Below are 14,821 nucleotides of genomic sequence, written 5' to 3' on the forward strand. Positions count from 1 at the left end.
GGAGGCGGTATGCGTTCAACCCTGCGGGTGGTGATTACCCTGTGTCTGGTGGTGGTGGCGGTGTTCGCCGGCTACGACCTGTGGCGTTATTACATGCTCTCGCCCTGGACCCGCGATGCCCGCGTGCGGGCAGACGTCGTGGTAATTGCCCCGGATGTTTCCGGTTGGGTGGTCGACCTCAAGGTGCATGACAACCAGTCGGTTAAAGCCGGCGACGTGTTGCTCAGCCTCGACCGTCAGCGCTACCAGGCAGCGCTGGATAAAGCGCAAGCCGTGGCCAACACCCGGCAACAACAATTGCGATTGCGCGAACATGAGGCCTCGCGCCGTGCTCAGCTTGGCCCACAAGCGATCAGCGCCGAACTCAAAGAAAACGCCCTGATCACCGCCGACATAGCCCGGGGCTCGTACCGCGAAGCGCTGGCGGATGTGGCCGTCGCTGAGCTCAACCTGGCGCGCAGCGAATTGCGCGCACCGCGCACTGGGCAAATCACCAATTTGCGTCTGGCCCAAGGTAACTACGTTACCGCCGGGCAGCCGATGATGGCGCTGGTCGATGAGCAGTCGTTTTATGTTCAGGCCTATTTCGAAGAAACCAAGCTGCCGCGCATTCGCGTCGGTGCGCCGGTAAAGGTGTGGTTGATGAGCGAGGGCCAGGCACTGACCGGCCAGATTGAAAGCATCAGCCGCGGCATTACCGACCGCAACGCCATTCCCGATCAGCAATTGCTGGCCAATGTGGAGCCGACCTTCAACTGGGTGCGGCTGGCGCAGCGGATTCCCGTGCGCATCAAACTCGACCCGCTGCCCGCTGATGTTCAGCTGAGCGCGGGGATGACGGCGAGTGTGCGGGTGAGTGAGGAAGGGGAGGCGAGCGAGAAGCCTTAAAACGTGTGCCGGATTCCAGACTCTGGATCCCCGCCTGCGCGGGGATGACGGTGGAATGTGGGAAAACTCCGTCGTCCCCGCGCAGGCGGGGACTCAGAATCTCGCAGGAAAGGGTTAACCGATCTGAATCGGCGGCAGCTCGGTCAACGTCACGGTCTGCTGCGAACGCGGCGCGAGAATTTCGGCTTCACCATCCACCACCAATTCATCCCGCTGGTTGAACACACGAGTCGCCACACGCACGCGGAATTTCGGCAGCTTTTCCAGAATTTCCAGGCGCACGGTCAGGGTGTCGCCCAGCTTCACCGGCAAGGTGAAGCGCATGGTCTGGCCCAGGTAGATGGTGCCCGGCCCAGGCAGCTCGCAGGCCACCGCTGCACTGATCAACGCACCGCTGAACATGCCGTGGGCGATGCGCTCTTTGAACATGGTGCCGGCCGCGTATTCGGCGTCCAGGTGCACCGGATTGTGGTCTCCAGACACCGCGGCGAACAACTGAATGTCGCGCTCTTCAACCGTCTTGCTGTAGCTGGCGGTCTGGCCGACTTCGAGGGCTTCGTAGGGGGTATTGCTCATCTGGCTCATGCAGGCTCCTGGCTTTCGGGTTGGCTGCGGCGGCTATGGGTCAGGGTTTGATCCAGCCAGCCGAGCAGGTCGGTCGTCACCTCGTCGCGGTTGGTCTCGTTGAGCAACTCGTGGCGGGCGTCCGGGTAAATTTTCAGCAGGGTGTTCTTGTGGCCGGCTTCGCGTAGCGCGGCGGTCAGGTGTTCCAGGCGCTTGCCTTCACTCACCGGGTCGCGGCTGCCGCCAATCACCAGCAACGGCAGGTCGGCGTCTATTTGTTTGAGCTGCGTGACCGGGGTGATCTGCTGCAGGCCTTCGAGCAGGTCAATCCACAGTTGGTTGGTGCAACGAAAGCCGCACAGTGGATCGTTGACGTACTTGTCCACTTCAAGCGGGTCGCGGCTCAGCCAATCGAATGAAGTGCGCGTCGGTTTGAAGGCCTTGTTGAACGAGCCGAACGAGAGGAAATCCATCAGCGCGCTGCGCCCCGTCGCGCCTTGGCGCCAGCGCTCGAAACGGGCGATGGCCGCCGCCGCTTTGTACAGCCCAGCCGGTTGATAGTTGGAGCCCGACAACACCGCGCCTTGCAAGCTGCAGCTGTGGTGCATCAGGTACGCCTGGCCGATGTAGCTGCCCATGCTGTGGCCGAGCAGGAAAATCGGCACGTTGGGGTGTTGTTGGCGGATGTGGTGGTTGAGGTTGGCCAGGTCGTTGACCACCCGTTGCCAGCCGTTGCTTTCCGCGTACATGCCCAGCACGCCGCGCTGGGCCGTGCGGCCGTGGCCGCGTTGGTCGTGGGCATACAACTCGTAGCCGGCGGCTACCAATACTTCACCCAACCTTGCATAGCGCCCGCCATGCTCGGCCATGCCGTGCGACACCATCACCACCGCTTTGGGCGTGTGCTCGGCGTACCAACGGTTGACGAATAGCGGGGCGGCATCACTGGCGGTGAGCCAGAAGTCGTCGTGAAGCATGGCAGTCCTCGTTCCTTGTCTGCGTCCCTGGTCTGACCCTGACGGGCGTCCGGCCGGCGGTGACAAAAGCGCTACATACGGTTGCCGGGCGGTGGGGCATTGTAGAGCCAGCGTCAGGGCTTGTCCCAGCCCGGCGTCGTTTAGTCCGTCAGCACGAGTTGAGCAAGATTCACGTAATAAATGACGCTACCTCTGGTATTTGCGCTGTATGCCAGAACTGCTAAGTTCCCGTCAGCCCCGAATGCGCGGGCCAGACACTCTCAGGTAACGAGGATAAAAATAATGCAACCTGATTTCTGGAGCGACAAACGCCCGGCCGGCGTACCGAACGAGATTGACCTCGGCGCCTACAAGTCGGTCATCGAGGTGTTTGAGCGCTCCTGTAAGAAATACGCCGACCGTCCGGCGTTCTCCAACATGGGTGTAACGCTGACCTACGCCGAGCTGGATCGCTTGTCCGCCGCGTTCGCCGGCTACCTGCAAAAGCACACCGACCTCAAGCCTGGCGACCGCATCGCCGTGCAGTTGCCCAACGTCCTGCATTACCCGATTGCTGTGTTCGGTGCCATGCGCGCCGGCCTCGTGGTGGTCAACACCAACCCGCTGTATACCGCGCGGGAAATGCGCCACCAGTTCAAAGATGCCGGCGTTCGCGCCCTGGTGTTCCTGAACATGTTCGGCAAGCTGGTGCAGGAAGTGCTGCCCGACACCGAAATCGAGTACCTGATCGAAGCCAAGATGGGCGACCTGCAACCGGCCCTCAAAGGCTGGCTGGTCAACACCGTGGTAAAGAACGTCAAGAAGCTGGTGCCTGACTACAACCTGCCGCAAGCCGTCGGTTTCAAAGAGGTGCTCAAGCAAGGCCGTGGCCAGCCGCTGAAACCGGTGAAGGTCGGTCTCGAAGACATCGCCGTGTTGCAATACACCGGCGGCACCACGGGCGTGGCCAAGGGCGCGATGCTCACCCATGGCAACCTGGTCGCCAACATGCAGCAGGTCGACGCTTGCCTCGCCCAGCATGGGCCGGACGGTCGTCCGCTGATGCAGCCTGGCCAGGAAGTGATGATCGCGCCGCTGCCGCTGTACCACATCTATGCCTTCACCGCGAACTGCATGTCGATGATGGTTAACGGCAACCACAACGTGCTGATCAGCAACCCGCGCGACATCGGTGCCTTTATTAAGGAACTGCAAAAGTGGCGCTTCTCGGCGTTGCTGGGGCTGAACACGCTGTTCGTGGCGCTGATGGATCATCCCGAGTTCAAGAACGTCGATTTCTCCAACCTCAAGGTCACCAATTCCGGTGGTACCGCGTTGGTCAAAGCCACTGCCGAGCGCTGGCATGCCGTCACCGGTTGCACCGTGGTCGAAGGCTATGGCCTGACCGAAACTTCCCCGGTCGCCAGCACCAACCCCTACGGCGAAAAAGCGCGCCTGGGCACGGTCGGCATTCCGGTGCCGGGCACGGCGTTCAAAGTGGTGGATGACAACGGCGAGGAAGTGCCGTTGGGCGAACGCGGCGAGCTGTGCATCAAGGGCCCGCAAGTAATGAAAGGCTACTGGCAGCGCCCGGAAGCCACCGCTGAAGTGCTCGACGCCGAAGGCTGGCTGAAGACCGGCGACATCGCGGTCATCGACCCGGACGGTTTCACCCGCATCGTCGACCGCAAGAAAGACCTGATCATCGTCTCGGGCTTTAACGTGTACCCCAACGAGATCGAAGACGTGGTCATGGCCCATCCGAAAGTGCAGAGCTGCGCGGCCATTGGCGTACCGGACGAGAAGTCGGGCGAGGCGGTGAAGTTGTTTGTGGTGGCGCGTGAGGGCGGCTTGACCGCCGAAGAACTCAAGGCCTACTGCAAAGAGAACTTCACCGGCTACAAGATTCCCAAGCACATCGTGTTCAGAGAATCACTGCCGATGACGCCGGTCGGCAAAATTCTGCGCCGCGAACTGCGCGATATCGCCTGAAAACCTGAGCGTAAAGCCGCTAGTCGGCTTTAACCGGTTTTGTTTTAAACGTGACCGAAAGCCTGGCTTTCGGTCATTTTTTTGACCGGTAAGGCCATGTTTGGTGCTGTTCCCCTTCCTTTAAAGCTGCTAATCTCGGCGCGCTTTTTGGCCTGCCAGCACGGCTAAAACGTACGAAAATCACAAAAACATCCGTCATCGCGCGGTGAAGATTAGCTGTTGCTTAGGAGTGGGCTTCCATGATCGAAAATTTCTGGAAGGATAAGTACCCTGTTGGGGTTGCTGCCGAAATCAACCCCGATCAGTACCCGAATATTCAAACGGTACTGAAACAGTCTTGCGAACGCTTCGCCAACAAGCTGGCCTTCAGCAACATGGGCAAGTCACTCACCTACGGTGAGATGTATGAGTTGTCAGGTGCTTTCGCCGCTTACCTGCAACAACACACCGACCTGCAACCAGGCGACCGCATCGCCGTGCAGTTGCCCAACGTCTTGCAATACCCGGTGGTGGTTTTCGGCGCCATTCGTGCCGGCCTTGTGGTGGTCAACACCAACCCGCTGTACACCGCGCGGGAAATGGAACACCAATTCAACGACTCCGGCGCCAAAGCGCTGATCTGCCTGGCCAACATGGCGCACCTGGCGGAAACCGTGCTGCCGAAAACCGGGGTCAAGCACGTTATCGTCACTGAAGTCGGCGACATGCTTTCGCCGCTCAAACGCCTGCTGGTCAACAGCGTGGTCAAGTACGTGAAGAAGATGGTGCCGGCCTACAACCTGCCGAACGCCGTCAAACTCAACGACGCCCTGGCCAAAGGCCGTGGCCAGAAGGTCAACGAAGCCAACCCGCAAAGCAGCGACATCGCCGTGCTGCAGTACACCGGCGGCACTACCGGCGTGGCCAAAGGCGCGATGCTTACGCACCGCAACCTCATCGCCAACATGCTGCAAGTGAAGCAACTGATGGGCGCCAACCTCAATGAAGGTTGCGAGATCGTCATTGCACCGCTGCCGCTTTACCACATCTATGCGTTCACCTTTCACTGCATGGCCATGATGCTGCTGGGCGGCCATAACGTGCTGATCACCAATCCGCGTGACTTGCCGACCATGGTCAACGACCTGTCGAAATTCAAGTTCACCGGTTTCGTAGGCCTCAACACCTTGTTCGTTGCCCTGTGCCACAACGAAGGGTTCCGTCGCCTGAACTTCTCCTCGCTGAAGCTCACCGTTTCCGGCGGCATGGCGCTGCAGCAAGCGGCGGCCGAGCGTTGGAAGGAAGTCACCGGTTGCGCCATCTGCGAAGGCTTCGGCATGACCGAAACCAGCCCGGTTGCTACCGTGAACCCGTTCAACGCCATTCAGTTGGGCACCATCGGTATTCCCTTGCCCTCCACCTTGTGCAAGGTCATCGACGATGAAGGCAAGGAGCTGGAAATCGGCGCGGTCGGCGAGCTGTGCGTCAAAGGCCCGCAAGTGATGAAAGGCTACTGGCAGCGCCAGGAAGCCACCGACGAAATTCTCGACAGCGAAGGCTGGCTGAAAACCGGTGACATCGGCCTGATTCAGGAAGACGGCTACCTGCGCATTGTCGACCGCAAGAAAGACATGATTCTGGTCTCGGGCTTCAACGTGTACCCCAACGAACTGGAAGACGTACTCGCCACTTTGCCAGGCGTTATGCAGTGCGCCGCCATTGGCATTCCGGACGAGAAGTCGGGCGAAGCGATCAAGATTTTCGTGGTCGTGAAACCGGGCGCCAGCGTCACCAAAGAGCAAGTCATGGAGCACATGCGCGCTAACGTCACCGGCTACAAGGTTCCCAAAGCCGTTGAATTCCGCGACGTGCTGCCGACCACCAACGTCGGCAAAATCCTGCGTCGTGAACTGCGCGATGAAGAGTTGAAAAAGCTCGGTAAAAAGTGAGTCCACCGTGAATCAACAAACGCCACCGTCTAGGTGGCGTTTTTGTTTGTGAAGGGTCTTCCCGGCTAAGGCGGGCTGGTGAAAGTGCATGGGGGTAGAAGGTAAATTCAGCAAGCCCCTGCTTACGATAGTGTCTTCGCGTAGGAATTGTACTTATTGCCATGTTCGCTTGTCGTGGATCACTGGCGGACGTAGCGGGCATCCATCAATCGCTTTCGAGTTCAGGCTTGCGGCTTTGAATCTTTCGCGAGTTTGTCGATGAAAACGTTTCGTTCGCTCAAGGATGTGGCAGGGGGGCTTTCCCGGCGGCTGGGCCTTTTTAATCAAAGGCACCGCATTGCAATTACAGTGAAACCAGGGAGAACAGACGTAGCCGGCCTTACACAAAAGCCCCGCTCCCGTCCGGACGGACGGCGTCCAGTCATGCCGGCGCTGCTGTTTTCCCTGATTGGCCTCGCAGCTTGTTCCAATGCGAATGCTGGCTGTCTCTACGGCGGTGATGAGCCGGGAGTTGGCCAGCTCAATCTGATGCGGGCTAGCATGGATCTCTTGCACACTAAAATGTGGTTTGAAGACGCAAAAAATCCGTACCCGAACGGAACCTTGATGCTGCTGAAAGAAGTGAAGGTGGACTTGAAAACATGTAACGCCGGTACCTTCCCTGCTGAGTTTAAAAATGAAACTCTTAGGCTGGTGTATTTTCCGCCCAGTCTCGCAACCAGGAACGGGAACCGGTTTCGCATACCGACCACAAGCGAGGGGGTCGCATTCGAAGTCGAATTTCCCGGAAAAGGGACTTTTGGAACTGACGGCATCGACCTCGGTACGAGCGGCGGTCCGGTGATAGCGAACCTCGGCGTCGCGAGGGGTTTCGACATCTTCACTCTGAGGCTGTCGATGGTGAAAACAGGCCCGTTATCATCCACTGCGCCATCCGCCCCGCAGGGTCTAATAGGCGCGATCGGGTCGATTACGCTCGGGACTGAGCAACTGGGCACTTTCAAGTTTTACTCGCAAGACGGTACGAGGCTCGCCCTTGCCGGAGAAAAAATTGTCTTCCCTGAGCAGAAGCTCGTGGCGAACACCCCAAACTGGGTAGCTTATGCGGGAGCGCCAGTGTGTAGATTTACAGCGTTTCCGCTCAATCCTTCAAATATAAAACTGCCAGATGTTAGCCAGCAAAAGTTCAAAGCGGTTGGGGCGATAGAAGATGGCGGGAAGACGCAGAACATCGATTTTCAGTGCTGGGGGCTGCTGTCGACCAAACCTGAGGTCACGTTTGAAGCCACCTATCCACTAACCGGCGCCGTTGGCGTGGGCATGCAGTCGGCTTCGAGCGATGTGGGTGTGCAGATTTTTCTGGATGACCAGCCTGTGGAGCTAGGCAAAGCGTTCGGCATTGATATCCCAATGAATTCCTTTCCAACATTTCCGGGCGGACCGTCCAACACCAGCGGCTCCTTCTGTCAGGCTAATTGTGGCAGCGATATGAGCGGCGCGGGCTGGGTAGATGGCGAGTCCGGTATCGGCAAGGTGAGCTCACCCTTTAGATTCAAGTACTACCAGACGACGAGTAAAACACCTGCGGTGCAGCAACTGGTCGTGCCATTTTCGATCACAATTGATGTGCAATAGGTGACGGGGCTGCCGGCAACAGTGGCGTTGGCGGAGTGGGCGCTCTAACAACGCGCCTGATCTGTTTTCACCCGCTGTCGGCAATAGACAGGGCAGATGTCGCGAACGCCGGTCACCGGCAAAATCTGCGACAATCTGCCCCCGCCTTTTTGACCGTTGCCCACCCGCCAATGACCGACGCCACGCCCACCTTTGACGCCCTGCTGAAAAACCTCGATCAAGCCCTGGTCGCTGACCGCCATCGTCTTCGCCGGCAACTGCACGAGTTGCGCAAAGCCGGGCACGCCGACGAAGGCAAGTTGGCGCAATGGCTGGAGCGCTTCCAGCAGAGCTGCGCCAAGGTCGAGGCGCGGCGCCTGAGTGTGCCGGTGATGCGCTACGACGACAGCCTGCCCATCGCTGCCAAACGCGATGAAATCAAGGCGGCGTTGGCCAAGCATCAGGTGCTGATCATTGCCGGCGAAACCGGCTCGGGGAAAACCACGCAGCTGCCGAAAATTTGCCTGGAAATCGGCCGTGGCTTGCATGGCCTGATTGGCCACACCCAGCCACGGCGCTTGGCGGCGCGCAGTGTGGCAACGCGGGTGGCCGAAGAAATCGGCACACCGTTGGGCGAGTTGGTCGGCTACCAGGTGCGGTTCGAAGACCAGAGCAAAGACAGCTCGCTGATCAAGCTGATGACTGACGGTATTTTGCTGGCCGAAACCCAGCACGACCGCTACCTGGAAAAGTACGACACGCTGATCGTCGACGAAGCGCACGAACGCAGCCTGAACATCGACTTCCTGCTCGGCTACCTGAAAACGCTGCTGCCGCGTCGCCCGGATTTAAAAGTCATCATCACCTCGGCCACCATCGACCTCGATCGCTTCTCTAAGCACTTCGACAATGCGCCGATTGTTGAGGTCTCGGGCCGCACCTTCCCGGTTGAAACCTGGTACCGGCCATTGGTGGCAGAGGTCGACGAGGAGGGCGAAAGCCTGGTGGATGACCTGAGCGTCGACCAAGGCATTCTCGCCGCGCTGGACGAAATCGACGCGTTCGAGCGCAGCGAAGGTAAACGCCCTGGCGATGTGCTGGTATTCCTGCCCGGCGAGCGCGAAATCCGCGACTGCGCCGACATGCTGCGCAAAGCCAATTTACGCTTCACCGAAGTGCTGCCGCTGTATGCGCGATTGACGCCGGCCGAGCAGCAAAAGATTTTCGCGCCCATGGCTGGACGCAAAATTGTGCTGGCCACCAACGTGGCGGAAACCTCGCTCACCGTGCCCGGCATTCGTTATGTGATCGACAGCGGCACCGCGCGCATCAGCCGTTACAGCTACCGCGCCAAGGTGCAGCGCCTGCCCATCGAAGCGGTATCGCAAGCCAGCGCCAACCAGCGCAAAGGCCGATGCGGGCGGGTGGAGCCGGGCATTTGCGTGCGTTTGTACAGCGAGGAAGATTTCCTCGCGCGCCCAGCCTTTACCGACCCGGAGATTCTGCGCACTAACTTGGCAGCGGTGATCTTGCAGATGCTGCACCTGCGCCTGGGCGAGATCGACGCGTTCCCCTTTATCGAGCCACCCGATGGCAAAGCCATCAGTGACGGTTTCAACCTGCTGCAAGAATTGTCGGCGGTAAACCGTGAAAGTCAGCTGACGCCAATTGGCCGGCAATTGGCGCGCTTGCCCATCGATCCGCGCCTGGGCCGCATGGTGCTGGAAGCCGCCAAGCTGGGCAGCCTCGATGAATTGCTGATCGTCGCCAGCGCGCTGTCGGTGCAAGACCCGCGCGAGCGGCCGATGGACCGCCAGCAAGCCGCTGACCAGGCCCATGCGCAGTGGAAAGACGTCGACTCCGACTTCGCCGCCCTGATCAACCTGTGGCGCGGCTTCGAGGAAAAGCGCCAGGAGCTGGGCTCCAACCCGCTGCGTAACTGGTGCCGGAAAAACTTCCTCAACTACTTGCGCCTGCGCGAATGGCGTGACGCCCACCGCCAACTGGTGCTGATTACCCGCGAACTCAAACTGGCCCCAGAGCGCGCCGCCGATTCGTCCCGCAGGAGCGAGCTCGCGCGCGAAAGCGATCCCAAGACCAACGCCAACGCCAGCGCCAACAGCACCAAAGCCAATCCGCCCGCCGCCAAAACCGCCGACGCTGTGGAAACGGCGCAGCGCGCCAAAGATTACGCCGCCGTGCACAAAGCCATTCTGTGCGGCCTGCTTAGCCAGATTGGGCAGAAAACCGAAGACGGCGACTACCTCGGTGCCCGTCAGCGGCGTTTCTGGATTCACCCCTCCAGCGTCATCGGCCGCAAAAAACCGCAATGGATCATGGCCGCTGAACTGATGGAGACCACCAAGCTGTTCGCCCGCCAGGTGGCCAAAATCGAGCCGGACTGGATCGAGCCATTGGCCGGCCACCTGATCAAGAAAAACCACTTCGAACCGCACTGGGAAAAACGACGCGGGCAAGTGGTGGCGTTCGAACAGATCACCTTGTACGGCATGATCGTGGTCGGCCGCCGGCCGGTGCACTTTGGCCCGATTGAGCCGGCAGTGGCGCGTGAATTGTTTATCCGCGAAGGGCTGGTGCGCGGCGAAATTCAGTCGCGCGCCAAGTGCCTGAAAGCCAACCAGGAACTGCTGGAGCTGTTCGACGAACTGGAAGCCAAGGCTCGCCGTCGCGATATTCTTGCCGACGAAGAAACCCTGTTCGCCTTCTACGACGCGCGCCTGCCGGCCGACATTTACCAGACCGCCACCTTCGACAGTTGGTACAAAACCGAAAGCGCGAAAAATCCGCAGCTGCTGATCATGCGCGAGGAAGACATCCTCGCCCGCGACGCCAGCGAAGTGACAGACGCGCAGTACCCCGACCACCTGCAACTGGGCGACTTGCGCCTGCCGCTGACCTATCACTTCGAGCCCAACCACCCGCGCGACGGCGTCACGCTGCGCGTGCCGGCGCCGTTGCTGCCGCAAATTCCCGCCGAGCGCCTGCAATGGCTGGTGCCGGGTTTGCTCGAAGCCAAGTGCATCGCCCTAGTGCGTGAGCTGCCCAAAGCCCTGCGCAAAAACTTTGTGCCGGTGCCGGATTTCGTCAAAGCCGCGTTGTCGCGCATCGCCTTCGGGCAAGGCTCGTTGGTGCAAGCCTTGAGCGCTGAATTGCAGCGCATGACCGGTGTGCGCGTAACGGAAGAGGCGTGGGCCGAGGCGGAACGGCAGGTAGAAAACCACCTGAAAATGAACCTTGAAGTGGTCGACGGTCAGGGCAAGTTGCTCGGAGAAGGCCGTGACCTGGCTGAACTGACAGCGCGTTTCGCCGAAGCCAGCCAGGCCGCCTTGGCCATGGTTAAAACCGACAAACAGCAAAAACCGGTCGAAGCCAAAGTGTTCGCCCCGGTGGCGCAGACCACGCAGCAAAACATCGCCGGCTTGTCGATGACCGTGTACCCGGCGCTGGTGGAGGAGGGCGGCACGGTCAAAGAAGGCCGCTTTGCCACTGCTGCCGAAGCCGAATTCCAACACCGTCGCGCCTTGCAGCGCTTGCTCCTGCAACAGCTCAGTGAGCCGGCGAAGTTTCTGCGCAGCAAATTGCCGGGCCTGACGGACTTGGGCTTGTTGTACCGAGACCTGGGCCGGGTCGATGCGTTGGTGGAAGACATTCTGCTGGCCAGCCTCGACACCTGCATCCTCGACGGCGAAAACCCCTTGCCCCGCGACGGTGTCGGCCTGCTGGCACTGGCCGAGAAAAAGCGTGGCGCCTGGGCCGAGCACGCCGAACGCGTGGCGCGCCTGACCCTGGAAATTCTCAAGCTATGGCACGGTTTGCAAAAGCGCTTCAAAGGCAAAATCGACCTGGCTCAAGCCGTCGCCCTCAACGACATCAAGGCGCAGCTAAGCCATTTGGTCTACCCAGGCTTCGTGCGCGAAACCCCGGCCGAATGGCTAAAAGAACTGCCGCGCTACCTGAGAGCCATCGAACAGCGCTTCGACAAACTCGGCTCGCAATTGCAGAAAGACCGGGTGTGGAGCGGCGAGCTGGCTGGGTTGTGGGCGCAATACCAGGCCCGAGCCGATAAGCACGCGCAGGAAGGCAAGCGTGATCCACAGCTGGTGCTGTATCGCTGGATGCTCGAGGAATATCGGGTGTCGTTGTTTGCCCAGCAGTTGGGCACGAAGGTGGCGGTGTCGGATAAGCGCTTGGGTAAGCAGTGGGCGGCGGTGGAGGGTTAACGCGGCGTCGCTGCTTCCCCCCTCTCCCTAACCCTCTCCCCGAGGGGCGAGGGGATCAGCAGCGAAAGCGGCGATATTGCCCCAGTCACCGATTAGCTCCCCTCGCCCCTAGGGGAGAGGGGCTGGGGGAGAGGGTACGCTTTTTATTTGCGATTCACAGCCCGCGCCGCATGCAACACATCGGCGCCAATCTCACCTTCAAACTGCTTCCACACCGGCAGCATCGCCTCGCGCCAGGCTGCCTGTTCGGCCGGCGTCAGGGTGATGATTTTGGCCTTGCCGCCCGCTACCAGCTGCTCGTAATCGCGCTGGTTATTGGCTTCGGCGGTCTGGTTAACCGAGAGGGTCACTTCGTCCAGAATCGACTCCAACTCGCTGCGGATCTGGAAGGGAATGCTGGTCCAGAACTTACTGTTGGTCACCACCATGTAGCTCAGCACGCCATGGTTGGTGATGGTCACGTACGGCTGCACTTTCTCGAACTTCTGCGAAACAAAGTTCGACCACGGGTTTTCCGTGCCCTGTACGGTGCCGCTTTCCAACGCCTTGTAGGTCTCGGCGAACGGCAGCTTCACGGTGGTGGCGCCCAGGGCTGCGAATTGGGCTTCCAGCACGCTCGACGCTTGAATGCGGAAGGCCAGGCCTTTGGCATCGGCCGGGGTGTGAAGGGCTTTGTTAGCCGACAGCTGCTTCATGCCGTTGGTCCAGAAGCCCAGGCCGTAGATGTTGCTGCTGTTCATCGAGCGCAGCAGTTCGCGGCTTTTTTCACGCTTGAGGAAACGGTCGACCGCTGCCTGATCGGTAAACAAGAACGGCAGGTCAAACACTTGCAGGCGCTTGGTGTACTTGTCGAATTTCGACAGCGACGGCGCCAGCATTTGCACACGGCCATCGGCCAGCGCGGCCAGTTCTTCGCCGTCGCCAAACAGCGCGGAGTTGGCGTACACCTCAACCTTTACTTTGCCGGCCAGGCGTTCTTCCACCAATTTTTTGAACAGCAAGGCGCCTTGGCCCTTGGGCGTACTTTCCGCCGACACGTGGGAAAACTTGATAACGATCGGGGCTGCATCTTCAGCCGTCGCCATTGAGGGGCTGATCGTCAGCAGCAAGGCGGCGAGCGCCAAAGACAGATACTTGAACATCGGTTTTCCTTAAATTCTGCCAAGCCAAAGAACCCGCCTCAGGCTTGTGGCCTGAACGGGGCATGCGTGTGTCGGATGTAGTCAGCGATGGGCGATAAGTGCCGTAGCCTGCTCGGGGCAAGCGCGGATCGCGGTGCTGTTTATTATTGGTAGGGCCGCCATGACTGGTGGGCCAGGGTAGGACCGCCAGGTTTGCGAAGGGCGGGGATTTTTCCGTAAAGCGCCGCGCGCCGCAACCTGTGGTATGCCGAGGCGCTCGCAATTCTGAAAAATAGTGGGGTTTTCAGACGAGGGGCTGAGCCGGTATGGTTTGCCCTCAGCCCAACGGACGGAGAACCTAGATGAGCCTGCACGGCGATTACGACAACCAGAACATTTTTGCCCAGATCATTCGCGGCGACGCGCCCTGCTACAAACTGTACGAAGATGACGACGTGCTGGCGTTTCTCGACGTGTTCCCGCAGTCGTTCGGCCACACCTTGGTGATCCCCAAACGCTCGGCGGCGCGCAACATCCTGGAAGTCGATACCGGTGCGTTGGGCAAGGTTATGGCCGTGGTGCAAACACTCACCCGCGCGATCGTTGAGGAACTGGAACCGGCCGGCGTGCAAATCGCCCAGTTCAATGGCGCGCCAGCCGGGCAAACGGTGTTCCACATCCATATGCACATCGTGCCGCGCTACGCCGGCGAAGGCCTTGGTGTTCACGCCAGCCAGAAGGCCGACGCGGGTGAGTTGCAGGCGTTGCAAGCGCGTTTGGTGAAGCGTCTGAACGGGTGATGTCCACAGCACCCTTGTCACTGAGTTACGCCCCACACTAAACTTGCCACCGGGCGCGACAGGGCGCCCGCTCTCGCAAAAGCCAGCCGCACCTGTCGTTCGGTTTTTTCTTCGGATCTACCGCAACCTGAATCTTCACGCCGCAGCGAGAACGGCCACATTAGAAGAGGAAAGGTTTATGTGGTCTACATCCAACCCGTTGTCCCCCACCCATCGACACAGCGATTTTCTACGCAGCCACGCGCGGCGTCTGTTGCGGCACGCTCGTTCGGACAGCTTGAGCGTGGCGCTGCCGGTGTTGCGCCGGCTGCACGCGGCGAAGCTTAGCGGTGGTTTGAGCGTGTCCGCGTTGCAGGCCAACCGCGCCGCGCTGCAGTTGAAAACGCTGCTGCGTCTGTTAGCGATAGAACTGGGCTACGCCGACTGGGCGAGCTGCAAGGCTGAAATCGACACCCGCGAAGCCGCCTGCCTGGATCGCTACCGCCTAGACGCCGGCGCTTTTGGCGACTACGAAAAACACTGGTTCCCGGACCCGACTTCAGCGCGCGACTGGCAACGCGCGCATGGCGGGTACGTCGTGCAATACGGCGAGCAGGCAGTGGCTATCTTGCGACCGGCATAAGCGCCGAGTTTGGCGTTCCCGTTCGCGATTCTGGATCCCCGCCTGCGCGGGGATGACGGAGGTGGGTTGAAATTCTCTGCCAAAGCTTCAGCGCC

Annotated in this window: 10 protein-coding genes; 7 read left to right on the forward strand and 3 right to left on the reverse strand. The window is 60.1% G+C overall.

What is annotated here, in order from left to right; translation table 11 throughout:
* Positions 1-9 precede the first annotated feature (9 nt).
* A complete protein-coding gene (locus ACZZZU_RS21730) occupies positions 10-888 on the forward strand; it encodes an efflux RND transporter periplasmic adaptor subunit (RefSeq protein WP_463551778.1) in 879 nt (292 codons plus the stop codon).
* A gap of 114 nt (positions 889-1,002) precedes the next feature.
* Here the strand turns inward: ACZZZU_RS21730 and ACZZZU_RS21735 are convergent, their stop codons facing one another.
* Together ACZZZU_RS21735 and ACZZZU_RS21740 are read right to left on the reverse strand one after the other, a co-directional pair.
* Positions 1,003-1,473 (reverse strand): MaoC family dehydratase, encoded by a 471-nt coding sequence (locus ACZZZU_RS21735; protein WP_122451309.1) that lies wholly within the window; start codon positions 1,471-1,473, stop codon positions 1,003-1,005.
* On the reverse strand, positions 1,470-2,429 hold the full coding sequence (locus ACZZZU_RS21740; protein WP_463551779.1) for an alpha/beta hydrolase: 960 nt from the start codon (positions 2,427-2,429) through the stop codon (positions 1,470-1,472). The genes ACZZZU_RS21735 and ACZZZU_RS21740 overlap by 4 nt, the downstream gene beginning before the upstream one ends.
* A gap of 282 nt (positions 2,430-2,711) precedes the next feature.
* Here ACZZZU_RS21740 and fadD2 point away from each other — a divergent pair, with 282 nt between their 5' ends.
* From fadD2 to hrpA, 4 genes are all read left to right on the forward strand, one after another.
* Positions 2,712-4,400: a long-chain-fatty-acid--CoA ligase FadD2 gene (gene fadD2, locus ACZZZU_RS21745; RefSeq protein WP_122496672.1), complete on the forward strand. Its 1,689-nt coding sequence runs from the start codon at positions 2,712-2,714 to the stop codon at positions 4,398-4,400.
* 239 nt (positions 4,401-4,639) lie between these two features.
* Positions 4,640-6,328 carry a long-chain-fatty-acid--CoA ligase FadD1 gene (fadD1, locus tag ACZZZU_RS21750; protein ID WP_122496675.1) on the forward strand — a complete coding sequence of 563 codons (1,689 nt, stop codon included), beginning with the start codon at positions 4,640-4,642 and terminating at the stop codon, positions 6,326-6,328.
* Between the two features lie 258 nt (positions 6,329-6,586).
* Positions 6,587-7,963 (forward strand): hypothetical protein, encoded by a 1,377-nt coding sequence (locus ACZZZU_RS21755; protein ID WP_463551780.1) that lies wholly within the window; start codon positions 6,587-6,589, stop codon positions 7,961-7,963.
* Positions 7,964-8,133: 170 nt separating this feature from the next.
* Positions 8,134-12,183: an ATP-dependent RNA helicase HrpA gene (gene hrpA, locus ACZZZU_RS21760; protein WP_463551781.1), complete on the forward strand. Its 4,050-nt coding sequence runs from the start codon at positions 8,134-8,136 to the stop codon at positions 12,181-12,183.
* 143 nt (positions 12,184-12,326) lie between these two features.
* Here the strand turns inward: hrpA and ACZZZU_RS21765 are convergent, their stop codons facing one another.
* Positions 12,327-13,325, reverse strand: coding sequence for a TRAP transporter substrate-binding protein (locus ACZZZU_RS21765; RefSeq protein WP_122496683.1), 999 nt, complete (start codon positions 13,323-13,325; stop codon positions 12,327-12,329).
* Positions 13,326-13,666: 341 nt separating this feature from the next.
* On the opposite strand from ACZZZU_RS21765, the gene ACZZZU_RS21770 reads away from it, so the two are divergent.
* Both ACZZZU_RS21770 and ACZZZU_RS21775 read left to right on the forward strand, forming a co-directional pair.
* Positions 13,667-14,104, forward strand: coding sequence for an HIT family protein (locus tag ACZZZU_RS21770; RefSeq protein WP_122496686.1), 438 nt, complete (start codon positions 13,667-13,669; stop codon positions 14,102-14,104).
* 178 nt (positions 14,105-14,282) lie between these two features.
* Positions 14,283-14,726, forward strand: coding sequence for a hypothetical protein (locus tag ACZZZU_RS21775; RefSeq protein ID WP_463551782.1), 444 nt, complete (start codon positions 14,283-14,285; stop codon positions 14,724-14,726).
* Positions 14,727-14,821: the final 95 nt, after the last annotated feature.

This window comes from Pseudomonas sp. AC136, from assembly GCF_979258585.1.

Excerpts from the sequence above, each read along its gene's own strand:
- ACZZZU_RS21755 (WP_463551780.1), top strand. The coding sequence starts at position 6,587 with ATGAAAACGTTTCGTTCGCTCAAGGATGTGGCAGGGGGGCTTTCCCGG.
- ACZZZU_RS21735 (WP_122451309.1), bottom strand. The coding sequence starts at position 1,473 with ATGAGCCAGATGAGCAATACCCCCTACGAAGCCCTCGAAGTCGGCCAG.
- ACZZZU_RS21770 (WP_122496686.1), top strand. The coding sequence starts at position 13,667 with ATGAGCCTGCACGGCGATTACGACAACCAGAACATTTTTGCCCAGATC.
- ACZZZU_RS21740 (WP_463551779.1), bottom strand. The coding sequence starts at position 2,429 with ATGCTTCACGACGACTTCTGGCTCACCGCCAGTGATGCCGCCCCGCTA.
- fadD1 (WP_122496675.1), top strand. The coding sequence starts at position 4,640 with ATGATCGAAAATTTCTGGAAGGATAAGTACCCTGTTGGGGTTGCTGCC.
- fadD2 (WP_122496672.1), top strand. The coding sequence starts at position 2,712 with ATGCAACCTGATTTCTGGAGCGACAAACGCCCGGCCGGCGTACCGAAC.
- ACZZZU_RS21775 (WP_463551782.1), top strand. The coding sequence starts at position 14,283 with ATGTGGTCTACATCCAACCCGTTGTCCCCCACCCATCGACACAGCGAT.
- hrpA (WP_463551781.1), top strand. The coding sequence starts at position 8,134 with ATGACCGACGCCACGCCCACCTTTGACGCCCTGCTGAAAAACCTCGAT.
- ACZZZU_RS21730 (WP_463551778.1), top strand. The coding sequence starts at position 10 with ATGCGTTCAACCCTGCGGGTGGTGATTACCCTGTGTCTGGTGGTGGTG.
- ACZZZU_RS21765 (WP_122496683.1), bottom strand. The coding sequence starts at position 13,325 with ATGTTCAAGTATCTGTCTTTGGCGCTCGCCGCCTTGCTGCTGACGATC.